The 22760-nt window shown below is 60.1% G+C and carries 19 protein-coding genes and 1 pseudogene; 6 read left to right on the top strand and 14 right to left on the bottom strand.

Going from position 1 to position 22760, the window contains the following annotated elements; genetic code table 11:
* Nucleotides 1-22 precede the first annotated feature (22 nt).
* On the bottom strand, nucleotides 23-490 hold the full coding sequence (locus ATY79_RS03290; protein WP_088695321.1) for a MaoC family dehydratase: 468 nt from the start codon (nucleotides 488-490) through the stop codon (nucleotides 23-25).
* Nucleotides 487-957, bottom strand: a complete 471-nt coding sequence (locus ATY79_RS03285; protein WP_088695322.1) for a MaoC family dehydratase — start codon at nucleotides 955-957, stop codon at nucleotides 487-489. The genes ATY79_RS03290 and ATY79_RS03285 overlap by 4 nt, the downstream gene beginning before the upstream one ends.
* 81 nt (nucleotides 958-1038) lie before the next feature.
* On the opposite strand from ATY79_RS03285, the gene ATY79_RS03280 reads away from it, so the two are divergent.
* Nucleotides 1039-2118 (top strand): hypothetical protein, encoded by a 1080-nt coding sequence (locus ATY79_RS03280; RefSeq protein ID WP_088703063.1) that lies wholly within the window; start codon nucleotides 1039-1041, stop codon nucleotides 2116-2118.
* Nucleotides 2119-2140: 22 nt separating this feature from the next.
* Here the strand turns inward: ATY79_RS03280 and ychF are convergent, their stop codons facing one another.
* Complete coding sequence (gene ychF / locus ATY79_RS03275; RefSeq protein WP_088695324.1) at nucleotides 2141-3244, bottom strand: redox-regulated ATPase YchF; 1104 nt, start codon at nucleotides 3242-3244, stop codon at nucleotides 2141-2143.
* 179 nt (nucleotides 3245-3423) lie between these two features.
* On the opposite strand from ychF, the gene clpS reads away from it, so the two are divergent.
* A complete protein-coding gene (gene clpS, locus ATY79_RS03270) occupies nucleotides 3424-3735 on the top strand; it encodes an ATP-dependent Clp protease adapter ClpS (RefSeq protein ID WP_088695416.1) in 312 nt (103 codons plus the stop codon).
* 63 nt (nucleotides 3736-3798) lie between these two features.
* Here clpS and ATY79_RS03265 read toward each other — a convergent pair.
* The 5 genes and pseudogenes from ATY79_RS03265 to ATY79_RS03245 all read right to left on the bottom strand — a co-directional run bounded on the left by ATY79_RS03265 (nucleotide 3799) and on the right by ATY79_RS03245 (nucleotide 8896).
* Nucleotides 3799-4183, bottom strand: a pseudogene (locus ATY79_RS03265) (GNAT family N-acetyltransferase).
* 3 nt (nucleotides 4184-4186) lie between these two features.
* Nucleotides 4187-4903: an aminoacyl-tRNA hydrolase gene (gene pth / locus ATY79_RS03260; protein ID WP_088703062.1), complete on the bottom strand. Its 717-nt coding sequence runs from the start codon at nucleotides 4901-4903 to the stop codon at nucleotides 4187-4189.
* 90 nt (nucleotides 4904-4993) lie between these two features.
* Complete coding sequence (locus ATY79_RS03255) at nucleotides 4994-5713, bottom strand: transporter substrate-binding domain-containing protein (protein ID WP_088695417.1); 720 nt, start codon at nucleotides 5711-5713, stop codon at nucleotides 4994-4996.
* A gap of 23 nt (nucleotides 5714-5736) precedes the next feature.
* Complete coding sequence (locus ATY79_RS03250) at nucleotides 5737-8097, bottom strand: EAL domain-containing protein (RefSeq protein WP_088703061.1); 2361 nt, start codon at nucleotides 8095-8097, stop codon at nucleotides 5737-5739.
* A 184-nt stretch (nucleotides 8098-8281) separates the two neighbouring features.
* The gene (locus ATY79_RS03245) at nucleotides 8282-8896 is read right to left on the bottom strand and encodes a 50S ribosomal protein L25/general stress protein Ctc (RefSeq protein ID WP_088695328.1); all 615 of its coding nucleotides are present in this window, start codon (nucleotides 8894-8896) and stop codon (nucleotides 8282-8284) included.
* Between the two features lie 336 nt (nucleotides 8897-9232).
* On the opposite strand from ATY79_RS03245, the gene ATY79_RS03240 reads away from it, so the two are divergent.
* The 4 genes from ATY79_RS03240 to ATY79_RS03225 all read left to right on the top strand — a co-directional run bounded on the left by ATY79_RS03240 (nucleotide 9233) and on the right by ATY79_RS03225 (nucleotide 16991).
* On the top strand, nucleotides 9233-11320 hold the full coding sequence (locus ATY79_RS03240) for an EAL domain-containing protein (protein WP_088703060.1): 2088 nt from the start codon (nucleotides 9233-9235) through the stop codon (nucleotides 11318-11320).
* 84 nt (nucleotides 11321-11404) lie between these two features.
* Nucleotides 11405-12859, top strand: a complete 1455-nt coding sequence (locus ATY79_RS03235) for a hypothetical protein (protein WP_088703059.1) — start codon at nucleotides 11405-11407, stop codon at nucleotides 12857-12859.
* Between the two features lie 112 nt (nucleotides 12860-12971).
* Complete coding sequence (locus ATY79_RS03230) at nucleotides 12972-16226, top strand: adenylate/guanylate cyclase domain-containing protein (RefSeq protein WP_088695331.1); 3255 nt, start codon at nucleotides 12972-12974, stop codon at nucleotides 16224-16226.
* A gap of 87 nt (nucleotides 16227-16313) precedes the next feature.
* Complete coding sequence (locus ATY79_RS03225) at nucleotides 16314-16991, top strand: peroxiredoxin-like family protein (protein ID WP_088695332.1); 678 nt, start codon at nucleotides 16314-16316, stop codon at nucleotides 16989-16991.
* 39 nt (nucleotides 16992-17030) lie between these two features.
* Here ATY79_RS03225 and ATY79_RS03220 read toward each other — a convergent pair whose 3' ends face one another.
* The 6 genes from ATY79_RS03220 to ATY79_RS03195 all read right to left on the bottom strand — a co-directional run bounded on the left by ATY79_RS03220 (nucleotide 17031) and on the right by ATY79_RS03195 (nucleotide 22750).
* Nucleotides 17031-17333: a Kazal-type serine protease inhibitor domain-containing protein gene (locus tag ATY79_RS03220; protein ID WP_245312308.1), complete on the bottom strand. Its 303-nt coding sequence runs from the start codon at nucleotides 17331-17333 to the stop codon at nucleotides 17031-17033.
* 247 nt (nucleotides 17334-17580) lie between these two features.
* Entirely contained in the window at nucleotides 17581-18513 is a 933-nt protein-coding gene (locus tag ATY79_RS03215) for a ribose-phosphate pyrophosphokinase (protein ID WP_088695334.1), read from the bottom strand.
* A gap of 106 nt (nucleotides 18514-18619) precedes the next feature.
* A complete protein-coding gene (locus tag ATY79_RS03210) occupies nucleotides 18620-19447 on the bottom strand; it encodes a hypothetical protein (protein WP_088695335.1) in 828 nt (275 codons plus the stop codon).
* A gap of 154 nt (nucleotides 19448-19601) precedes the next feature.
* Nucleotides 19602-20753, bottom strand: a complete 1152-nt coding sequence (locus ATY79_RS03205; protein WP_088695336.1) for a Xaa-Pro peptidase family protein — start codon at nucleotides 20751-20753, stop codon at nucleotides 19602-19604.
* A gap of 5 nt (nucleotides 20754-20758) precedes the next feature.
* Nucleotides 20759-21553 carry a peptidoglycan editing factor PgeF gene (gene pgeF / locus ATY79_RS03200; protein WP_088703058.1) on the bottom strand — a complete coding sequence of 265 codons (795 nt, stop codon included), beginning with the start codon at nucleotides 21551-21553 and terminating at the stop codon, nucleotides 20759-20761.
* Nucleotides 21554-21649: 96 nt separating this feature from the next.
* Nucleotides 21650-22750 (bottom strand): class I SAM-dependent methyltransferase, encoded by a 1101-nt coding sequence (locus ATY79_RS03195; RefSeq protein ID WP_088703057.1) that lies wholly within the window; start codon nucleotides 22748-22750, stop codon nucleotides 21650-21652.
* Nucleotides 22751-22760 lie beyond the last annotated feature (10 nt).

The following is a 22760-nucleotide window of genomic DNA, read 5'->3' as shown; positions in this document are numbered from 1 at the left end:
TGAAAGGCTCTAAGGCTAGCGCTTACTCGAATTCGATGACGGTGCTTTCGAACCGGATGACCGGCGTGCCGTCGGCGATCGTCCCCTCGCACAGAATACTGTTCAGCCGGCACCCTGGACGGGACGCCAGGGGACGGCTCGCAAGGAACGTGACAGAGTAGGTCACTTCCTCGCCGGCGTAGACCGGGCGCAGCCATTGAAGCTTCTGAAACCCAGGGGAGGGACCAAGCTTGGGTGGTTTCACTCCCTCGCTTGCAAGGCGCGCGCACTCGGCGCTCCAGTAGGCGATGAAAGTTTTCATCCAGGCCGCGCAAGTGTGCCATCCCGAAGCGCAGTGTCCACCAAAGAGCGTGGCCTTCGCAGCCTCCGCATCCAAGTGAAATGGTTGAGGGTCGAAGCGCTCGGCAAAGTGAATGATCCGTTCGGCCGTAAATAGATAGCTTCCGATGTCGGTCTTCTCGCCGGCGGCGTAGCGTTCCGCCATAATCATGCGGTCTTCTCCAGCGTTTCACGCATGACGAACATGATCGAGTTCTCGGCGCGACAGACGAGTTCTGCTTTCTGATTTAAAACTTCATGGCGGAACTTCACCATGCCGATGCCGGGCCTAGAGCGCAGTGCGCGGGTTTCTATGACCGTCGAATGACCTGCAAGCGTATCTCCGGCAAGAACAGGCTTTCGCCACTCCATGAAATCCACGCCGGGCGCGCCTTGGGAGAACGAATTGACGAGAAAGCTCTCCGCCATCATGCGCATGAACAGCGCCGAGGTATGCCAGCCGGATGCCGCCAGGCCACCGAGGATGCTGGCGCGACCGGCCGCCTCGTCCAGATGCATCGGCTGCGGGTCAAATTCGCGGGCGAATTCGATGATCTCCGCTGCGGTTACCGACCGCGGCCCGAGCGCAAAGCGTCGCCCCGGCTGGAAATCTTCGAAGGTAAGTTTCTGATCGGACAAATTCCTCTTTCCCTCGTAGGAGTTTCAAAACGACTACAATAGCATTCGAAGCGACTCAACGATTCCCGCGAGAATTTGACCATGCCCGAATTGAAGTTGATCCTTGATGAAGCCGAGCGGGAGGGTCTCATTCCGCGCCAGGCTGCTGAGCGGCTGCTACCATTCCTGATCGCGCACGGCGTCAGGGTCGATCAACTGTCGTCCGAAGCGCCTCCACGGTCGGTGCCTTTTTCGGATACCGAAACGCCAAGCTTCGTGCGTGGCTTCCATGACGTGTTGATAACCATCGGCATTGTCGTAGCGTTGGCCGGCTTGTGGGGTATCGCTTCGGTTTATGCCGTGCTGCCAGCGATCGTCGTCCTCGCCGAGATCCTTGTTCGACGTCAGAGGCTGGCGTTGCCCGCCGTCGTGCTGACGATTGCGCTTGCCATCTGGACGGCAGTTGTCGGCGCGCAATGGCTGCAAGATTCGCCTTCTTTTATCCCGATAGGTGGCAACGTTGCGCTGCAGTACACCCTTTCCTTTCCAGTCGTTCTAGGGCTCTTCTACCTGCTCTATCGCGTACCGCTCGCGCTTGCGTTGACGATCATGGGGGCGGCAGTGGTCGCGCTGCAATTGATTCTGCGTGCGCTTGGCTGGCTGAGCGGCGATCCACTCTTCGATGTCAATCATCCCATCGTCTTGTCGATTATCGCGATCGCGTGTGCGGTCGGTCTTTTCGCACTGGCGATGACATTCGATCTGCGCGACCCGCTTCGTCGTACAATCAATTCCGACGTTGCCTTCTGGCTCCATCTCGGTGCCGCGCCGGCCTTGCTCTACAGTGTCATATCGCTAGCCGGGCTCAGCGGCGGCACGCTTGCCGCGCTGCAGACGGTATCGTTTCGTACGCCGGTTGTGGTTGTGACCATCGTCGCGCTTATGTTGATCGGCCTTATCATTGACCGGCGCGCATTCGTGACGTCAGGCCTGCTGTCGCTGGGCTTTGCGCTCTACGGAATCTTCCGCCTGGGGGACGCGCGGGTCGATACCTACATCTACATCACGCTTCTGACTGTTGGCGCGATCGTGCTGGTGATCGGGACGGGATGGATGCCGCTCCGTCGGTTCGTCATGGGCAGGCTGCCGGCTGCCATGCAGGCGAAACTGCCGCCGGCATAGGGCGGCAGTTTCTCGGTTCGCGTCAGGTATTGAAGCGGAAGTGGATGACGTCGCCGTCCTGGACGACGTATTCCTTACCTTCGTCGCGGCCCTTGCCGGCTTCCTTGGCGCCGACTTCACCCTTGAAGTTGATGTAGTCGTCGTAGCCGATGGTGAAGGCGCGGATGAAGCCGCGTTCGAAGTCGGTGTGGATCACGCCAGCCGCCTGCGGCGCCTTGGTGCCGCGCACGATCGTCCAGGCGCGTGTTTCCTTGGGGCCAACCGTGAAATAGGTGATCAGGTCGAGCAGGTGGTAACCGGCTCGGATCAACCGATCGAGACCGGCTTCCTCGAGGCCGAGCGCCGAGAGGAACTCCGCCGCTTCCTCCTCAGGAAGTTGGGCCACTTCGGATTCGATCGCGGCCGAGATGATGACGCATTCGGCGCCCTGCTTCTCGGCCATGGCGGCGACTGCCTTGGTGTGCTCGTTGCCGGTCGAAGCGTCGGCTTCCGCGACGTTGCAGACATAGAGGACCGGATGCGAGGTCAGGAGGTTGAGGCCCTTCAGGATCTCGATTTCTTCCGGCGCCAGAGTCTTCAAGAGCAGGCGAGCGGGCTTGCCTTCGTTCAGCAGCTTGATCACGGCTTCCATGACCGGCAGCTGGGATATCGAATCCTTGTCCTTGCCCGTGGCGCGCTTGCGCGTCTGCTCGACACGGCGCTCAAGGCTTTCGAGGTCGGCCAGCATCAGTTCGGTTTCGATCGTGTCGGCATCGCCGACCGGATTGATGCGACCCTCGACGTGCGTGATGTCGTCGTCCTCGAAGCAGCGCAGCACGTGCACGACTGCATCGACTTCGCGGATATTGGCGAGGAATTTGTTGCCGAGGCCTTCACCCTTCGAAGCGCCGCGCACCAGGCCGGCGATATCTACGAAAGAGATGCGGGTCGGGATGATTTCCTTGGAGCCGGCGACCACTGCGAGCCTCTGCATGCGGGGATCAGGAACGGCGACTTCGCCGGTGTTCGGTTCGATCGTGCAGAAGGGATAGTTTGCCGCCTGCGCTGCTGCCGTCTTTGTGAGCGCGTTGAAGAGGGTCGATTTGCCGACATTCGGCAGACCGACGATACCGCATTTGAAGCCCATGGCCAGAAACCTGCTGTTCTTGAATTCGTTGGTGCTGGCTATGGGATAAAACGCGCCTTGCGGTCAAGCTTTTCGCGCAAGTCTCTTGCATTGCGAGGGTTGAAGGGTCGCCTTTGCAGCGCAATATAGATATTGGCGATCTGTTCTCGCTTCTTCATGTCATCAACGGTGGGTTTCCGATGAGTGACAACGATATTGCCCTTAAACCGAAGACAAAGTCTAAACCGAAGCTGGATCGGCCGAAGCTCTATAAGGTCATCCTGTTCAATGACGATTACACGCCGCGCGAATTCGTCGTGATGATCCTCAAGGCTGTCTTCCGCATGAGTGAGGAGGTTGGCTATCGTGTGATGATGACAGCGCACAAGATGGGATCGAGCGTCGTTGTGGTCTGTACGAAGGATATCGCCGAGACCAAGGTCAAGGAGGCGATGGATTATGCCAAGGAGGCCGGCTTTCCCCTGATGCTGACGGCGGAGCCGGAGGAATAGCTTGCGATCTCTAACCAGGCTTCCCAGCATTCTCCTTCTTTTCAGGCTCGGGCTGCTCTGAGCTTAGTCGTCAGCCGGTCGTCGGATCTGGTAGCCGGTCTTGTCCTGTCTGAAACCGCAGTTCTCGTAGAAACGCAGCGTTGCCGGATCCTTCGAGCCGGTAAGGAGCATCACCTTGTAGCAGCCGGCCTTCCATGCCGTTTCGATGGCATGCAGGATCAAGGCCCGTCCGTAGCCACGCTGCCGGTGATCGGCAGCAGTAACAACGTTCTCGATCAGTGCATAAGACGCGCCATGCCGGGTCAGATTGGGGACGATGACCAGCGTCACCTTCGGCAAACGCGCGGTCCATGACCGGATCAGTTGGGTTGAGCTCATGGTAAAGGGCAAGCACGCCCGGCAGATCGCCAATCTCGGCGGCGCGGATGACGAGTTCGCCGGCAGACATGGTTCAATCGCCCTTGTTGCCGAACATTTTCTTCAGCATTTCAGCCATTGGCCCAGTTGCAGGCAGCTTTGGCTGGTTATGATTGCGGGCCTGGTGGATATGGGACTTTGCCGCCGCCTTCTTCTCCGGCTTCGGCTTCTCCTCTTCGACATTGCCGCCGAGCGCAAGGGCCAGCTTGTTCATCAGCTGGGAATCTTCCTTGCGGACCAGCATGTCGGCATTGTCGGCAAGCGCATCCAGCAGCGGTTCAAGCCAGGCCTGGTCGGCCTTTGCGAAGTCGCTGAGAACGTGATGCTGCACGAGTTCCTTGACGCCGGGGTGACCGATGCCGAGTCGCAGCCGGCGATATTCCTTGCCGCAATGAGCGTCCAGCGACTTGATGCCGTTATGGCCGCCATGGCCACCGCCTGTCTTGAGGCGGGCCTTGCCGGAGGGCAAGTCGAGTTCGTCATAGATCGCAACGAGGTCGGCGGGCTGCAGTTTGTAAAAACGCATGGCCTCGCCGACGGCTTCGCCCGAGAGGTTCATGTAGGTCTGGGGCTTGATGAGCAGCACCTTCTCGCCCGCTATCTCGCCCTCGGCAATCTCAGCCTTGAACTTCTTCGACCAAGGCGAAAAATTATGGCGACGGTAAATGGCATCGACGGCCATGAAGCCGATGTTGTGGCGGTTTCCGGCGTATTTGCCGCCGGGATTACCGAGACCCGCGATGATCAGCATGGCTCGTTCATTCCTTGCAATGTGCTTTTTCCGTTCACCATCGCGAAACGGCGTCAAAGTCAAGACGAAGTGGCCGCTGCCGCGGAAAAATCAGTCCGCGGAGCTTAGGCCATATTTGGTGAAGATGGCCTTCTGCGTGCCATCGGCAATCAGCTTGTCCAGTGCGGCTTGCATCTTGGTCAGCAGATCGCTTGGGAAGTTCTTCTCGCAGGCTATCCCCATCGGCTGGGTGGAGAGTATCGTAACCATCTCCAAGGGCTGTTCCGCCTTGAGCTTGCCGAAGTAGATCTCGGAGATCGGCATCATGTCGATGCGACCGTTAAGTAGCTTGCGCAGTGTGGCGTTGAAGTCGGTGGCGATGTCGAGCTTGGTGAAGCCGTTCTCCTTCAGCGTCATCTCGGTGTAGTCTTCGCGCTGGGTACCGACCGTGTATTTCTTGGCTTCCTCGAGATCCTTGGCTGTCACGCCGGAGCCCGTCTTGGTAATGAGGATGTTGCGATCGACCAGTAGCGGTTCGACCCATTTGAACATCGGATCGCGTTTCGCATTGTGCGCGGTCGTGAAGACGCAGCCCAAAGGCGTGTTTTGGGCGAGGGCGTAGGCTCGCGCCCAAGGCATCATCTCGATTTTGTATTCAATGCCGGCGTCCTTCATCACCTTTTCGACTTGCTCGACCGAGGCGCCTTTGATTGCTTTCCCGTCGCGGTAGCTGAAGGGAGGGTATTCCTCCGTCGCGAGTGTGACGGCGGCTGCAATGGCATGGGTCGAGGCAGCGAGACCCAACAGAATGGAAAGCAGCAGTCTCTTCATCGCGTTGACCTTCTTCCCCGTGTTCAAGAAGCCCGCGCGATAGGCTGTTCCGCTGCGGACAAACGCTCGATCAAAGCCGTGGCATGCTGTGGGCGGTGGAACAGATATCCTTGGCCGAAGTCGAGGCCCATTTCGTGAAGCGTCTGGCATTCATCCTCGGTCTCGATGCCTTCGGCGATGACAGTGCAGCCCATCTTGTGGGATAGCGTCGTGATGCTTTCCACCAGCGTGCGGCTCTTTTCGCGGACATCATCATTTGTGTCGTTGATCGACTGGGTGAACGACTGGTCGACCTTGATGATGTCGACCGGAAAGCGATTGAGATAGCTCAGTGAGGAATAGCCGGTACCGAAGTCATCGAGGGCAATTCTGCAGCCGAAACGGCGCATCTCGGTGACAACAGTGTGGATTTGCGGATTGTTATGCATCAGCACCGCCTCGGTGATCTCCACGACGATGCGTTGAGGGCGAATGCCGTGGCGGCCAAGCAGTGCGGCCAGACGCGCGGGCAGGGCGTCTTCGAACTGCAAGGGAGAGAAGTTGATGGCGAGATAGCTGTCCTGCATTCTCGGTAACCTGGAAATGGCGGCAAGATGGGCGATCGCCTTCTCCATGATGACGTTGCCGACTCGAATAATCTTCGCCGTTTCCTCGGCGACATGGATGATTTCCGCCGGTGCCATCAAGCCCTTTTGCGGATGGTTGAGGCGCATCAGGGCCTCGAAACCCGCGATGCCGCGGCCGTTCAGGTTGACGATCGGCTGCAGGTAGGCGTCGAACCAGTCCTCGGCGAGGCCGGCCTCGATATAGGTCTCGATTTCGGCGCGGGCCCGAGTACGGTCCATCATGCTGTTGTCGAAGAGCTGCGCACCGTTCTTGCCGTCACGCTTCTTTGCGTACATGGCCATGTCGGATTTCTGCAGCAGCTCGGATGCATTCGCGGCATGGAGCGGGTAAATGGCGATACCGACGCTGGCGCTCATATGCAGGTCCGGACCGAACGGCTCGATGAAGATGGAGGCAATCTGCTCGGCCATCGCGCTTGCCCGGCGGGTGGCATCCTTTGCCGGGAGAAGGATCGCGAATTCGTCGCCGCCCAGGCGGGCCGCTTGATCGGATGGTGCCAGGTGCATCTTCAACCGGTCGACAAACTCCCGAAGGGCCCTGTCGCCCTCGGCATGGCCGAGATTGTCGTTGATCCATTTGAAGCGATCGAGATCGATGAACAGGCAGGCGAGTTCCTGGCCTGCCGCATCCGCCTCCTGAATTTTGGTGTCGAGCACTGACTCGAACCCCTGACGGTTCAGCAGGCCGGTCAGATGGTCCCTGATGGCCTGCTGGTGGTTGCGGGCCTCGGAGGCTTTGAGCTCGGTGACATCGGTCATAACCGACAGTGAGAGCCGATCATAACCCGCGGTCGCCGCCGTCGATTCCAGAATGAGCACATCCATAATGTTACCGTCGGCGCAGATGAACTTGACCGTGACATCGACTGCGGGGCCGCCCTCGAGATCGTTCTTGCGCTTGAGGAAGGCTTCGCGCGTATCTGTAGTGACGAGGTCGGCGAACCGGCGGCCGATCACGTGCGGTCGGTCGTAGCCGGTCGCGACGAGCCAGTAGTCGCTGACGGCGGTAATGCGATCGTCCTCGTCAAGGGAGAAGAGCATGGCGGGGGTCAGGTCGTAGATGTCGACGGCACGGCGATGCGCGAGCTTCAATTCGCGTTCCTCGCTTTCGAGCTTCGACTGCATCTCGTTGAAGCCACGGGCGAGGCGGCCCATCTCGTCGTTAGACTGCCAGTTCACGTGTTGCCGCGATCCGAGTTGGCGCGTGGCCTCGACCGCGGCCGTCAAGCGCATCAGCGGCCGGATGATGAAGATACGATTGCCGATCAAGGCAGCGCTGAATACGGCAAGCACCGCGAAGATGAAGATCGACATGAAGACGACTTCTTCGTGCTTGAGGCCGGAGAAGAGACCGAGCGCCGGATAGAACACGGAAATGGTGCCCAGATTTTTCGGGCCGTCGATGGTGTTGTATATGATCGCGCGCGACACCTGGACGAGGCTGCCGTTAAACGACTTCGGTATAGTCGACTGTGTGACGTCGAGCTGCCCCGACTGGTCGCGGACCTGAACCTTGACGATGGCGCCCTGCGAAACGATCGTCGCGCTGATCTGGGTCACGCTGTCGTCGTCAAGGTCCCAGAGCGGCTTTGCGAGTGCCTGAGAATTGGCGACAAGAAGAACCGAGATGTGGTCACGTATTTCCTTGTCTGCGCGCTCAGAGGAAAGAAAAAGAAAAAGGACGAACAGTGGGGCGACGAAGAGCAGCAATGCTCCGCAAATAATTGCCAAAAAACGATTTTCAACGGAATTGTTCATTGTTCCGTTTGCTCCCAGCCGCACTTTGCATCCACGATTTTCTACGCCCGTGGGTCTTCAAAAACGTACCGGCATGGTTTCACGAAATGTATTAAATGTTGCTGAAACGGGCTTCCTACCGCCAACGAAAAGGGCCCGCTTTCGCAAGAAAGCGGGCCCTATGCTTTACAAATTATGGAAGCGATCAGGCTTCTGCTTCGCCTTCTTCCGCAACCGTCTCGTCAACGCCGCCGGCCGGGGCGATGATCGTTGCGATCGTGAAGTCGCGGTCGGCGATAACCGGCGCTACACCCTTCGGCAGGGTGAGGTCGGAGATATGGATGCTGTCGCCGATCTTCTTGCCGCTGAGGTCAATGTTGAAGAATTCCGGGATTGCATCGGCCGGGCAATGAACTTCGATTTCGTGACGAACGATGTTCAGAACGCCGCCAGCCTTGAGGCCCTGGGACTTCTCTTCGTTGACGAAGTGAACCGGGATTTCAACGGTAACCTGGGTGTTGCCGGAAACGCGCAGGAAGTCCACGTGCATCGTGAAGTCGCGGACCGGATCGAGCTGATAGTCCTTCGGCAGAACCTTGTACTTCGTGCCGTCGACTTCGATGGTCGCGATGGTGGTCATGAAGCCACCTGCGTGAATGCGCTTCGTCACCTCATTGGTGCTGAGAGCGATAGAAATGGGGGCCTGCTTGTCACCATAGATGACAGCGGGAATCAAACCGTTGCGGCGAAGTTCACGGGCGGACCCCTTACCAACCCGTTCGCGCGCCTCGGCCTTGAGCTCGTAGCTTTCGTGGCTCATGACTTTTCCTTCCGAGGTTATTTGGAGAGCCCCGCGCAGGCTTATGCTTGCCGCGGAACTGGAGGCGGGTTACCCCATCCTCATCCGCGTTGCCTCCAAGGGTGTCTGCGCGGACGCGTGCGCTATAGTATAGATGTGACGGAAAGGCAAGCTGGTGCCTGTCATCGATAAAGGGCCACGTTCCAAACAAGCAGTCGGCGAGCGGTGTCGCTCGAACGATTCCGGAGGTTGAAGCGGATCGCGAAAGCTTAACCATATAGCTGGATTTCCCGCGAGATTAAGTAATACAAAATATCGGCGTTGCTATGAAGGCCAAAACGCAACCTGGTCCCTCCGATGCCTCGTCTTCTTACCTGCATTGTTGCCGAACACAGCTGGCCGCATCTGATCTTCGCAACCGTGATCTGCCTGCTTGGCTCGCTGCTTACCGTTCGGCTCTTCTCGCGGGTTCGGCGCACGCAGGGACTGCAGAGATTCAATTGGCTTTTCCTGTCGGCCTTCGTCGGCGGCGCGACGATTTGGACAACCCATTTCATTGCCATGCTTGGCTTCAATGCGCCGACGCTCAGCGGTTATGAGCCGGATTTGACGCTGCTGTCGCTTTTCATCGGCGTCGCCTCCTCGATGATCGGCTTTACGGTCGCGTCGATGCGTAGCCAGGATGCGCTGGTCGAGGCCGGTGGCGCAATCGTCGGCCTTGGCGTAGCGGCCATGCACTATGTCGGCATTGCCGGCTACAAGGTGGCTGGCGATGTTCAATGGAATAGTGCCTATGTTGTTACCTCGCTGATTGCAGCTGCCGGTTTCGGCGCCCTCATGGCGAGCCGAGTTGCGCGCCCGACGGCGCCCTTCAGCCCGGTCGGGGCGGCTTTGCCGCTGATCCTTGCGATCGTTTCGACGCATTTCCTCGGAATGGCGGGTATGACGATCGTGCCGGATGCGGCAATCGCCGTTCCGCGTGAAATTCTCTCCGTGGGCGTGATGACCAGCCTTGTCGGCGCGGTGATGATCATCATCCTGCTTCTTGGTGCGTCCACCTACATCATCGACATGCAGTCGACGGAAGCAGCTGTCGCCCGCTACCGCCATCTCTCCCTTCATGATCCATTGACGAACCTGGCGAACCGGTCGGCGCTGAACGAGCATCTCGCTACAGCGACCAAGAGCACTCGTGAAATCGGCTGGAACATCGCCGTCCTTTGCTTCGATCTCGATCGCTTCAAGGAAATCAACGACGTGCACGGCCATGCCGCCGGCGACGCCGTGCTGCGGGCAATCGGCGAGCGGTTGGCGAAAGTCATGCAGAAGGGACAGTTTGCCGCCCGGGTTGGTGGTGACGAATTCGTGGTCGTGATGCGCGATCACGCTGGTCGTTCAGAGGCCAGAAGCGTAGCACAACGCCTGCTCGACGAGATCGAACGGCCGGTGGAGTGGAACGGCCAGTCGCTCAGCGTCGGGTCCAGCATCGGCGTTTCCAGCTTCCCAGACAGGGCACGAAGCGTTGATGACCTGCTTTCGCAGGCCGATGTCGCCATGTACCGCGCCAAGACAACGGCGGGCAATAGCATTTGCTTCTATGATCCTTCGATGGACGAGGCAGCGCGCGAACGAAATGCTCTGGCGATCGAGATGCGCGAAGGGCTGAAGAAAGGCGAATTTGAGCTGTTCTATCAGCAGCAGAACGATACCATGACACGGGAGGTGTTGGGCTTCGAGGTGTTGCTGCGCTGGAAGCACCCGACGCGTGGTTACATCTCGCCGGCCGAATTCATCCCGATCGCTGAAAAGACGGGCTTCATCATGGAGCTTGGCGAATGGGTCCTGCGTAGCGCATGCGTGGAAGCTGCCAGCTGGAAGAGACCATTGAACATCGCCGTTAACGTGGCAGCCCAGCAACTCGCCGATAGCCGCCTGCCGCAGATCGTACAGCAGATCCTGATGGAAACTGGTCTGGCAGCGCCGCGGCTCGAGCTCGAGATCACGGAATCCGGTATTATTGCCGACCACGGGCACGCGCTGAATGCCATCCGGCGGCTGAAGGCGCTGGGCGTCAAGGTTGCAATGGACGACTACGGCACCGGATATTCCTCGCTGTCGACACTCCAGAGTTTCCCGTTCGATAAGATCAAGATCGATCGTGCCTTCGTCGATGGCGTCGTCACCAACAAGCAGTCGGCTGCGATCGTTCGCTCGACGCTCATTCTTGCGCAGAGCCTTGATATTCCGGTTCTCGCCGAGGGCGTGGAGCGGGAGGAGCATGTCGATTTCCTTCGCCGCGAAGGTTGCCTGCAGGTGCAAGGCTTCCTTTTCGGAAGGCCGGTGCCACGTCCCGACATCGAGGCCTTCGTCAATGCCGACGCAACAGCTGTAGTCGAGAACGCGGATCGCTCGTCAGTTGCGGTGAAAACCGACGCCGCGGCCTGACCGTTGCCCTGCAACACAGCTTGACATCCGCCGCCCGGAAACCTCACATGCTCGCAAAACGCAGATGGCGGAGGAATTCAGGTTATGCGGCTCAATCTCATTGCGGCAACGAGCACGATCGCAATCGGTCTGGCATCCGCGGCCTATGCGGCCGACGTCAACCAGGCAGGGGCAAAGAAAGTTGAAGAGAGCCTGACGAAGCTGCTGCCGAGGAGCGTCGCGAAAGAAGGCTTCGTGACCGTCAATCCGGCAGGGACTCGCTACGAGATTATCTACGATCTTGCGAAGCTCCTGAAGAAAGTCGATCCGGGCAGTCTGGCGATCACCGGCTTGACGCCGTGGTCGATGTTCGCGACACCGCTAGACACCGGTCTATGGAGCGTGGACGGGAACAACTCCCTCAATGTTTCCGGCAACTTCAAGGCGCCGGGACAGGCGAAAACGGATTTTACCTACGCTATCGATGCCTTCGTGTTCAGCGGTATTTTCGACCCGGCGATCAGCTATTTCCGCTCAGGTGATTTCTCCACGAAGGCCGTGAACTTTTCGTCGAAGACCGAAACCGAGGAGGTTAACGCCAGCTTTGACGGCATGAAGTACAAGGTGACGTCATCGGAGGGGGCCGCGGCTGGCACAACGAACTTTGCCACCAGCGGTTCCGCTACAGGGTTCCTCGAGAAGATCAGCAGCCAAGAGGTGCCGCCGGTCGAAGTTCGCGCTGACGCATTTGACTTCGCGGCGGCGGTGAACGGCCTGCCTGCAAACAAAGTTCGCGACATCATCATGTTCGCGATCGACCACGCGGACGAAGAGAAGCTTGCCACGGCGGACAGCGACAAGTTGAAGGCGATGCTTCGCGATGCTTTCCCGTTGCTCACGAGCTTCAACGAAACGATTGGCTTCAACAACTTGACAGTGTCGAGCGCTGCAGGGAACGGCGGTGCGAAGAACGTCGGTTACGAGGTCACGCTCGACGGTCCGACCAACGCCACGCGGTTCGGAGTCGGTGTGACGGCGGAAGAGATCAGCTTCGCGAGCCCCATCGTTCCTGCGGCCTACTCGGCGTTCGTGCCGCAGGAATTCCAGCTGAAGTTCGCCATTGCCGATATGGATTTCGCGGCCTTCGGCGACGAGTTTCTCAAAGTTGACTTCACCGGCGGCGCCGCATCGGAGGACAGCGGCAAGAAAGCGGCCGAGCGGCTCTTCAAGGGCGGTGAACTGGTGATGGACTTCCCGAAGATCAGCGCGGTGTCGAGCGTGTATGATGCCGAGATTTCTGGCAAGATCCGCGGGCGGATCGACACGTCCAAGGATTATTCCATGGATGTCACCGTTCTGGCGCGGGATCTGGACAAGACCGTCGCTGCCGTTCAGGAGCTTGCGAAGACCAACGCCGATCTCAATCAAGTTTCGTTCAGCCTGATGATGGCGAAGGGCTTTGCAAAGACCGATCCAGATGGGCGCCAGCGCTGGGATATCAGCGTTGCTCGGAACGGATCCGTCACAATCAACGGCCAGGTCATCAAGGGTGCGGACTGAGCCTGTCGCAACTCTAGGTGCGGGGCTCTTGCAGGGCGCCCCCGGCAGGTTCATGCTGTCTTTTTAAGCGTTTGCTCAAGTGGGGGCGATACGCTTCCGAGAGGCAGGCCCGATGAATTGTGCCGCCTGTGGTTTTGCGATCGAAAGCAGTTTTGCGTTCTGTCCCAAGTGCGGCGCAAGACAACCTGTTGTGTGCGCGTCCTGCGGAGCGGCTTGCCAGCCCGATTTCGCGTTTTGCCCGAAGTGTGGAAATGCCCTTAGTCGGGCCGAGAGCTCTGCCGCTCCAGCTGAGGCGCCGCAGCCGGTCACGTCTCCGTCGCCACTGGACGATGTGGCCGACCGACGTCCCCTGACTGTTCTATTTGCTGACCTCTGTGGTTTTACCGCTCTCAGTGAGAGAACCGACCCCGAACTGATGCGCTCCCTGCAGAACGAGCTGTTCGAAGAGTTGACGCGCGCGGTAGAAGCCTACGGCGGCTTTGTCGACAAGTTCGTCGGCGACGCGCTGCTTGCGTTGTTCGGTGCGCCGACGGCACATGAGGATGATCCCGATCGTGCGCTTTGCGCAGCGCTCGACATGATCGCGGGCGCCGAACGTCTTGGCGCCAAGTGGCTGGATCTGGCCGGTGGCGATCCGCTGCAGCTGCATGTCGGCATCAATACCGGACCGGTGGTCAGCGGTGGCTTCGGGGCGGCGGCGGCGCGTTCCTATTCAGTGACCGGCGACACGGTGAACACGGCCCAGCGACTGCAAACCATGGCAGGGCCCGGTGAGATTCTCGTCGGGCCGGTAACCTGGCGCCTGACGCAGCATGCATTCGCGTTCGAAAATCTCGGCTCGCTGACGCTTCGAGGGAAGACGGGCAATGTGCAGGTGCATCGTCTCCTCGGGCGGATGGAGACACCCCATGCGGCGCGCGGACTGGAGAGCCTCGGACTACACGCCGAACTCATCGGGCGTGACGCGGAGTTGTCGCGAATGTCCGATTGCCTCGATCTTGCCTGTGGCGGAAGTGCGCAACTCGTCCAGCTCATCGGCGAGGCCGGCATCGGCAAGTCAAGGCTGGTCGGGGAGTTCCTGAAGACGGTCTCTGAGGGAGAGCGATTTCGTGACGTTGTCGTGCGCCGCGCTGTCTGTTCGCCGCTTGGCGAGCAGTCATACGGTACACTCGCATCCGTTCTGCGCAGCGCTTATGGAATAGCCGAGCGGGAAACGGCAGCCCGGACTGCGGAACTGCTGGTATCAGGATTGATCGATCTTGGTTTTAGCGAGGCCGAGGTCGCCGGTCTGACGCCGCTTTTATCCTACGTCCTTGGCCTAGGCGATCCCGACGGAGCGCTGCGCCATGTCGAGCCGGAGCAACTTCGGCGGCAGATCTTTTACGCCACGCGCACCCTCTTCGAGCGACGCCTGTCGCTCAGCCCGCTGCTGCTTGTCGTGGAGGATCTTCACTGGGCGGACGCGGCGTCGATCGAGGCGCTTCGTTTCGTGTTGGACAGGCTGGAGCGAACGCGCCTGATGATGCTGACGACAGGGCGGTCGGTTGCGGAGGGCGAGGGCCTGGAGTCAAGCCGGATCAACCACACACTCATGCGACTCGCGCCGCTCTCGGTTCAGGACGGCGAGGCGCTGCTGGCCCAGTTATTCGGCAGGGACAGCTCTGTGCCTGCAAAGACGCGTTCTCGCATTCTCGCACGCGCGGGCGGCAATCCTCTTTTCATCGAGGAGATCGTTCGTGCCTTGATCGAGACAGGCGTGCTGCGTTCCGATGGTGGAGCTTGGCGTGTCGCGGGCGCTGAAATGGGGACCGAGATACCGATGAGCCTACAGGCGATGCTGCTTGCGCGCGTTGACCGTTTGCCGCCCGAAATCAAGCGCTTGGCGCAGGAAGCTGCCGTCATCGGCCCACGCTTCGATCCCGCGCTGCTTCGCGCTGTCGCATCGGACGCTGCGCGCGTTGAGCATGGGTTAGACTATCTCTGCCAGGCGGAGATCGTGGAGGAGATGCCCGGCGCTGCTGCGACCAAGGCGACCTCCTATCGCTTTCCGCAACAGCTATTGCACGATGCCATCTATGGCAATCTCTTGCTACAGCGTCGCAAGCAGTTGCACGCACGCATCGGCGCGGCGATCAAGCGGATGCATCATGGAATACCAGATCGGCTTGAGGACATTGCACAGCTCGGCCGTCACTACTGCCGGGCGGGTGAGACGAGCGAGGGTGTGCAATATCTCATGGCTGCGGGCGATTTGGCCCGCAAGACCTACGCCAATGACGATGCGATGCGTCTCTACCGCGAAGCGCTCGTGGCGATTTCGGAAAATCCGCAGGCCAGTTCGCAATTGCTTGCCCTTTCTGAGCGGTTCGCCGATCTATGCGGGCCGGCGGGAGAGCGGGACATGGCACGTGAACACTATGGGCGCGTATTGGCGACCTTAAGGAGGGTCGGCGATCGGCCCGGTGCGGCACGAATCCTTCGAAAGCTTGGCCGTCTCAATCTCGCCGCCGGCAGAAGGGATCTTGCCGATGCCGACTATGCCCAGGCAGCTTCGCTGCTCGGCGAGAGCAATGCGCCGATCGAGCTTGCCCATCTTCTTCAGGAGCGTGGGCATCTTGCCTTCCGAATGGGCGATCAAAGCGCGGCGGCACGCTGGGCCGATGATGCGCTATCCTGCCTCGATACAGCGGCGATCGACGAGGCAGGTTCCGCTGCGTCTGAGTCCGCGCAGGTGCGCGCGGAAGCGCTGAATACGAAGGGCGTAGCACTGGCACGGTTGGGGCGGCATCGCGAAGCGGTACACGAGGTCGAGCGAAGCCTGGAGGTGGCCGAGGCGGCCGGATTGCTGAGCGCTGCCTGCCGCGCCTATTCCAATCTTGGAGTGCTCTACACGATCGTCGATCCGGCACGCGCCATCGATGTGTGCCGCCAAGGCCTGGAGGTCGCCACGCGGATTTCCGATCTCGGCTTTCAGGCTCGTCTTTTTGCCAATCTCGCTGTCGCCTGCTGCACCTTCACGGACAATTGTGCCAAGGAGGGAGTCCCGGCGGCGGAGAGAGCGATCGAGATCGATCGGGCGCTGGACCAGCGCGATCACTTGGCGGTGCCGCTCATCGTGCTCGGACAGATCCATCAATGTCATGGCAAACCGGACCTCGCGTGGAACTATTATGAGGAAGCGCTTCAGCTCGCGCGTGAAATCGGCGAACCGCAGCTCCTCTTTCCGTGCTATGATGGGCTCGCGACGTTGAACCTTGAAAAGGACGACATGGCCGAGGCCGAGCGATACTTTTCACTCGCCCAAGACGTTTGCGTCAGGCATGGGCTGGATCCCGACGCACTCGTCGTGCTGCCCTTCCTGGATTGATTCAGTGCCGGCAGGTAAAGTACTGAGTTTTCGCTATTTTTTTCTTCTGCTCGGCCTTCCGCCGATGCGCAAGCGAGGGAGGGTGTCATGCCCGAAAGTCAAAGCGAAAGACCACTGCAGCCCGGCGATCGTGCGCCAAACGTCGTTCTCGATGCAATCACGCGTCAGGGCAAAATTTCGATCGATGACTTCCGAGGGCAGAAGCCTGTGCTGGTCGGCCTGTTTCGCGGGCTCCACTGTCCGTTTTGCCGGCGGCAGATCGCTGCGATGGCAAGCCTTGCCGGCGATCTCCAGCAGAAAGGCATCGAGAGCCTGACGATCGTCAATACGCCCATCGACCGGGCGCGCCTTTATTTCCGTTATCACCCCCTGCCAAACGTCTTGGCTGCATCTGATCCCGACCGAATATCGCATCGAGCCTTCGGGCTTCCGAACATCGAGTTCACGCAATCAGAAACGGCATGGCCTTACAAGGTGAGCCTCGACACACTCACCGCGATGCGCGTCGACCTGCCTGACCTGCCTGAGCCGATGGCTCCGATGGCAGCTGTCGACTATCTCGACAAGGCTGACGGCTATGAATTCACCGACGACGACAAGCGCATGATTGCAACGGGTGAGGGGCAACTGGTCGGCGAATTCCTGCTCGACCGCGACGGCGTCGTTCGCTGGTGCTTTACCGAAGTCCCAGATGAGGGACGGCACATGTTCGGAGTGCCAGCACCCCAGGAGGTTATGTCAGCCGCATCCCATATGGCTGCGTAATGCGGCTGCTTGAATCGATTTGGTCAGCCGCTGCTGAAATCAGCGGCGGCATTGACCTTGGGCGATGATGCGGAAGCCGCTGTTGCCAGCTTCGCAGGCATTCGGGAAGGTCCGCATCTGCTGACCACGCTGGCCGCATACCGGCCGGTATTCGCGCGTGCAGATACCACCGGGTCGCGGCGGTGCGGGAGGCTGCGGGCGGATTGTTATGCCGGGCTGTCGGCGGCACTGGCCGCGGCCGATGACGGTGAAGTTGGCTGCGCGGGCCTCGCACGCATTGGAGAAGGTCTGGACACGCGCCCCACGCTGGCCGCAAACCGGAGCGTATTCCATGGTGCACATCTGCGGCCTCGGTGGGAGAGGCGACGGATGCGATGGTGGGCGAGGCGGCGGACGCGAATAACTAGGCCCGACGTCGACGCAGGCGGAAAGAAGCGGCATGAGTGCCAATAGGGCGAACTTTCGCAGCGACAGGAATCCGGCGAGCGTCATTATTCTTCCCCCACGTGGATTTCTTTTCAAATCCTAGCGCAAGTTGCATTTCCGGGGAAGATCAAACCTCTGCGGTCGTTGAGAATTTCGTGACGCGTCAGTCGAACAGGCTGGAAACCGATTCTTCCTGGCTGGTCCGGTTGATCGCTTCACCCATCAGGCTCGCCGTGCTTACGACACGGATGTTGTGGGCCGACTGGACAGCGGTCGTCGGCTGGATGGAGTCGGTGATAACGAGTTCGCGCAGCTTCGAGGAGGTGATGCGGGTAACCGCACCGCCTGAAAGAACCCCGTGGGTAATATAGGCGGTGACGCTCGCGGCGCCCTGGGCAAGCAGCGCGTCGGCGGCGTTGCAGAGCGTGCCGCCGGAATCGACGATGTCGTCGATCAGCAGGCAATCCTTGCCTTCAACTTCGCCGATGATGTTCATGACTTCGGATTCACCCGGACGGTCACGGCGCTTGTCCACGATCGCCAGCAGACAGTCGAGGCGTTTGGCGAGCGCGCGCGCGCGAACGACGCCGCCGACATCCGGTGAAACGACCATGACGTTGCTGATGTCGTAGTTGGCCTTGATATCGCGGGTCAGGACCGGGATGGCGTAGAGGTTATCCGTCGGGATATCGAAGAAGCCCTGAATCTGTCCTGCGTGCAAATCGAGGGTCAGCACGCGATCGGCGCCGGCTTCCGTGATCAGGTTCGCGACAAGCTTGGCCGAGATCGGCGTACGCCCGGAGGCACGGCGATCCTGACGAGCATAGCCGAAATAGGGAAGGACGGCGGTGATGCGGCGTGCGGACGAGCGGCGCATCGCATCGATCATGATAAGCAATTCCATGAGGTGATCGTTCGTCGGGAAGGACGTCGACTGAACGACGAACACGTCCTCGCCACGGACGTTTTCCTGGATTTCGACGAAGATTTCCTGGTCGGCAAATCTTCTGACGCTGGCTTTGCCCAAGGGCACATTGAGATAGCTGCAGATCGCTTCGGCGAGATGCCGGTTCGAATTGCCTGCGAAAACCTTCATCTTGGTCCGCCTATTTCCTGCTGATAGCCGCGCTTTTTAGCCAGCTTGCTCCTGAATGCAAGGCCTAAGGCGTCATCTCGGCTCATATTTCTAAAAAGCTTGTGGCTTAACCTCCGCGAGCATCACGCCACGACGAGAATTCGGTGATGGTTTTAGAGGCGATTTGCTGCATGACCGAAGCCGGAACGCCAGCCCAAGGGTCCTGCGCTTCCGAGGGCACGCTCTCCTGTCCCTGAATGCGGTGCAGGCGTGCGCCTGCTCCGTCGAGAACGTCCCAAACGTAGACCACGGTCACCTTACCGCTGTCGGAAAAGGCGGAGAGGTATCCTTTCAGAATGTAGGCGCTGGAGCTGTCATTCGAACTCTTGATGGAAAACCCATGTGACCGCGCCTCGGCTCCGAGTTGGCGCGAAAGCGGTGTGACGGCTTGGACCGGTGCACCGATGATCGGCAGGAAGCGGACGGTCGTGCTGCGTGACGATGCGCTGGTGTTCAGCGTCGCCGTCTGGGTCTGCTGCCGCGGCGGCTCACGAGCAGGCGCTTCCACCATGTCCTCTTCCTCGGCCTGGGCGTTGGATATCGGCTCCGACAGCGTCTGAGCCTTGATCGGCGCGGCCGCCGCGGGCGGGCGGGCGTCGTTTTCCAGCGCCAAAGCCTGGGCGTCCATCGTGGTCGGCGGTGCGCCGGAACCCTGCCGATAGCCCGTCTGATTGTAGGCAGGATGATATCCGTTCGACCGCTGTTCGGTGGTAAAGGCCTGCTGGCGGGGGGCGGTTCCCGCCATGCGCTCAACGTCGCCCTGCGTTACCGGCGACGAGCGCATGTTTGTGGAAGAATTACCGATGTCGACTAGGGGGACCAAGGCGTCGGTGGTGTTACAGGCGGTCAGGGCAACGCAGGCAAGGAGCATTGGCGCAGTCGCAACTCGCGTCATCCCTCGTTACATCCTTCCCAGTGCCGGCCCCGTGCACTTTATGAAGGCCGGCGCCGGTCTGTGTCAATTCCGGATTCTTGCTCGCAATGGTTTGCGTCTAATGAATAGAGCGGGATCTCAGCTGAAGACCGCTCACACTCTTCAGCATGCCGCTCTAGACGTTGATGAAGTCCAGAGAGTGCCGGGAAAGCACGCGTGGCGCGTCGTCGGTCGTCAGATAGGTTTGTCCGAGGGTCATCGCTGTTCCAGTGTCGGAATCCATGATGATCATGTGCACGAAGAGCGACATGTTCGGCTCGATCGGCTGCGGATTGCCGACATGGAACATCTGATGCTCCATCCAGGATGGCGAGAAACGGGCGCCCAGCGAGTAGCCGCAGGCATTGAGACGATGGCGGGACAGGCCGCGCTCGTCCATGATCTTCGCATGCATATCGAACACGTCGCCGAAGCTGTGGCCCGGCCTCAGGACCGTTTCGATCGCCTGGATCGTTTCGAAGCAGGCGTTGTAGAGTTCGCGGTGGCGATAGCTCGGTTCGCCGATGACGATGGTTCGCATCATTGCCGCATGGTAGTGGGCGTAGGCGCCCGCCCATTCGAGCGTCAACTGATCGTTCGGGTCGAGTTTGCGGCGGCCGGCCTTGTAGCGGCAGAGGAGGGCATCCTCGGCGGAGCCGATGATGAACTCGTTGGCGGGGTAGTCGCCGCCACCCGCAAATACAGCACCCTGCATGGCGGCCAGAATGTCAGATTCATCTGCGCCCGGCGTGGTCAGCGCGAGTGCCGCATCCAGCGCATCGTCAGCCAACACCGCGGCGCGTTCGACATATGCGACCTCGGCCGGGCTCTTGATCAGCCTCAGGTGGCTAACGAGATAGGATGCGTCGACGATCTGGCCGAAGGACGTCAACTGCGCATCGAGCATCCGGGCGATGCGGCCCGTCATGCCGTGGGTATCATACTCGACGCCGATCCTGGCGCCGAGCAGGTCCATCTCGACGAGCAGGTTCCGGAGGTCGACGGTCGGGTCGGCATTGACGCGGTCGACCCAGATTTGGACATTTTCCAGGATGGAGGTGTGCTTGGCCTGGCGCAGGTCGGCGGAACGCGTGATCAGCGCCATCGTTCCATCGGCCTTGACGACAAGTGTCTGGAAGAAGCAGTAGCCGAATGTGTCATAGCCGGTCAGCCAGTACATGCTTTCCTGGGCAAAGAGCAGCAGGGCATCCAGCTTCTCTTCGCGCATCTTGTCTGTCAGACGTGCGAGGCGGACGGCGAATTCGGGTCTGTCGAAGTGCAGGGCCATGCCTCTTAAATCTCCCTGATTGCAATTGCAGAAATCTGCCGGCCGTAATCCGGCTCCTTGTTATGTGTGGTCCGGCGATAAGAGAAGAAACGCTCGGTGTCGGGATAAGTGCAGAGGCCTAAGCTCTCTGCGCGGATACCGGCGGCGCGCAGCCGATCGACCGTCAGGGCCGGCAGGTCAAACATCGCGTGCCCCGGCTTTCCGGAGGGTACGAAGTAGCGCCCGTAAGATGGATCCTGTGCGACGAAGCGTTCAACGAATTCCGGGCCGACCTCGTAGCTTGCCTGGCTGATCGATGGGCCGAGGCAGGCTACGATTGCCTCGCGCTTTGCGCCTAGTCGGACCATCGCGTCGATCGTATTTTCCAGCACGCCGGTAAGAGCGCCTTTCCACCCGGCGTGAGCGGCGCCGATGACACCGTTTTCCGAATCGGCGAAGAGAATTGGTCCACAATCGGCGGCCAGCACGCCAAGCGCTATGCCCGGAGTTGCGGTCACCATCGCATCGGCTGCGGGGCGGGAGCCGTCATAGTCCTTGTCGACAATGACCACATCGGGGGAGTGGACCTGGTGTACGGTAGCAAGGCGCTCGACAGGCAACTCGAACCAGCTTGCCACGCGGCGGCGGTTCTCCTGAACCTTCTCGCGCTCGTCATTCGAGCCAAGGCCGACGTTCAAGCCGCGATAGATGCCATCCGATACGCCGCCCTGCCGGGTGAAATAGCCGTGGAGAATCGCGTCACCGGTTGCCTCTTTCAGCAGCGCGCTTTGGATCGGTGCCGGAGATGCTGCTTGCGTCATTAAAACTTCCGAGATTGCTTGAATTGCCTGGGCGTCATTACTGATGGCGAAGCCTGGTCGACTGCGGCGGATGTTGGCCCAGCGGTGCTCGCGCTGTCAATCCACTGAACGGAAAGGCATCAAATCCACGGCGGGGTGTGAGACCGCCAGCACCTTGAAGAGTTCGCCCATACGGCCTTCACCTTCGCCCGCCAGCCGGTCGACTGCCGTCTGGATAATTTGCCGCGTATGTGCTTCGCGATCCCGGCCAAGCGCGGCGGCGCGGTCGAGAATGCCGAGGCCGACGAGAAAATCGCCCTGGTGGAGCATGCCGTTGACGTAGACGCCGGCCGAAGTCGCGGTCTGCGCCAATGCCTGGAAATCGACATGGCTCGTCAGGTCCGCTTCGCCGGGATGGGCCAGCGGCGGATCATACTCATGCATGCGCACCGCCTGCAGCGTGTCGCCATAGCCGCTCACGAGGTGCCCGTAGTCGATGGCGACAACCGTCCCGCCATGTTCTTTCAGCCGGTCGCAGATGGCGAGCATCACCGACTGGCGTGCCGGCGAGACTTCAAACACGGTTCCTGGGAGCACGTCCGCTTCCGGCCAGGGGAGGAGGCTGGAATCGATCCCTGCCACGCCGACACCGAACGTCAGGTCGCCCGCGGCGTCGATACCGACCATTCGTTCACGGAAGCCCGCCGGCGTCCTCACGAACTGACGGATCGGAATCGCATCGAACAACTCGTTCGCAGCGACGAGCGAAAATCCCGGCGGGATCTCATCGAAACCCTGATGCCAACTGACCTTGTGGCCGTCGGACGCCAGCGTCTCCTGCTGGATGTCGCGCAGGCGCCCGCTTGTCTCGACGAGGTGCACTGTCATGTCTTCGAAAAGTGGTGGCGCGATCCGGGCAATGACGCGCAGCATATCCGACATCATCGTGCCGCGACCGGGGCCGATTTCGACAAGACGGACACCGGTGGGCGTTCCGTGTCGCTGCCAGGCATGGACGATGAAGACGCCGATCATCTCGCCAAAAAGCTGGCTCACCTCCGGTGCGGTCACGAAGTCGCCTGAGCTTCCGAAGGGTTCGCGGGTCCTGTAGTAACCATATTCAGGATCGGCGAGGCACAGCGAGAAAAAGTCCGTGACGCTGATCGGGCCGTTCGCCTGAATGATAGCCTTGATCTTCTCACCAAGCGCGGTGCTCATGTATCTCCCC

This window comes from Rhizobium sp. R693 (genome assembly GCF_002211315.1).
Lineage (GTDB): Bacteria > Pseudomonadota > Alphaproteobacteria > Rhizobiales > Rhizobiaceae > Rhizobium.
Note: the sequence above shows the minus strand (reverse complement) of the source record. Positions and strands in the feature narration are given on the sequence as shown.

Excerpts from the sequence above, each read along its gene's own strand:
- ATY79_RS03235 (WP_088703059.1), top strand. The coding sequence starts at position 11,405 with ATGCGGCTCAATCTCATTGCGGCAACGAGCACGATCGCAATCGGTCTG.
- ATY79_RS03195 (WP_088703057.1), bottom strand. The coding sequence starts at position 22,750 with ATGAGCACCGCGCTTGGTGAGAAGATCAAGGCTATCATTCAGGCGAAC.
- pth (WP_088703062.1), bottom strand. The coding sequence starts at position 4,903 with ATGCTGATCATCGCGGGTCTCGGTAATCCCGGCGGCAAATACGCCGGA.
- ATY79_RS03255 (WP_088695417.1), bottom strand. The coding sequence starts at position 5,713 with ATGAAGAGACTGCTGCTTTCCATTCTGTTGGGTCTCGCTGCCTCGACC.
- ATY79_RS03210 (WP_088695335.1), bottom strand. The coding sequence starts at position 19,447 with ATGACGCGAGTTGCGACTGCGCCAATGCTCCTTGCCTGCGTTGCCCTG.
- pgeF (WP_088703058.1), bottom strand. The coding sequence starts at position 21,553 with ATGACGCAAGCAGCATCTCCGGCACCGATCCAAAGCGCGCTGCTGAAA.
- ATY79_RS03220 (WP_245312308.1), bottom strand. The coding sequence starts at position 17,333 with ATGTGCACCATGGAATACGCTCCGGTTTGCGGCCAGCGTGGGGCGCGT.
- clpS (WP_088695416.1), top strand. The coding sequence starts at position 3,424 with ATGAGTGACAACGATATTGCCCTTAAACCGAAGACAAAGTCTAAACCG.
- ATY79_RS03215 (WP_088695334.1), bottom strand. The coding sequence starts at position 18,513 with ATGAAGGTTTTCGCAGGCAATTCGAACCGGCATCTCGCCGAAGCGATC.
- ATY79_RS03290 (WP_088695321.1), bottom strand. The coding sequence starts at position 490 with ATGATTATGGCGGAACGCTACGCCGCCGGCGAGAAGACCGACATCGGA.
- ychF (WP_088695324.1), bottom strand. The coding sequence starts at position 3,244 with ATGGGCTTCAAATGCGGTATCGTCGGTCTGCCGAATGTCGGCAAATCG.
- ATY79_RS03230 (WP_088695331.1), top strand. The coding sequence starts at position 12,972 with ATGAATTGTGCCGCCTGTGGTTTTGCGATCGAAAGCAGTTTTGCGTTC.
- ATY79_RS03240 (WP_088703060.1), top strand. The coding sequence starts at position 9,233 with ATGCCTCGTCTTCTTACCTGCATTGTTGCCGAACACAGCTGGCCGCAT.
- ATY79_RS03245 (WP_088695328.1), bottom strand. The coding sequence starts at position 8,896 with ATGAGCCACGAAAGCTACGAGCTCAAGGCCGAGGCGCGCGAACGGGTT.
- ATY79_RS03250 (WP_088703061.1), bottom strand. The coding sequence starts at position 8,097 with ATGAACAATTCCGTTGAAAATCGTTTTTTGGCAATTATTTGCGGAGCA.
- ATY79_RS03225 (WP_088695332.1), top strand. The coding sequence starts at position 16,314 with ATGCCCGAAAGTCAAAGCGAAAGACCACTGCAGCCCGGCGATCGTGCG.
- ATY79_RS03205 (WP_088695336.1), bottom strand. The coding sequence starts at position 20,753 with ATGGCCCTGCACTTCGACAGACCCGAATTCGCCGTCCGCCTCGCACGT.
- ATY79_RS03280 (WP_088703063.1), top strand. The coding sequence starts at position 1,039 with ATGCCCGAATTGAAGTTGATCCTTGATGAAGCCGAGCGGGAGGGTCTC.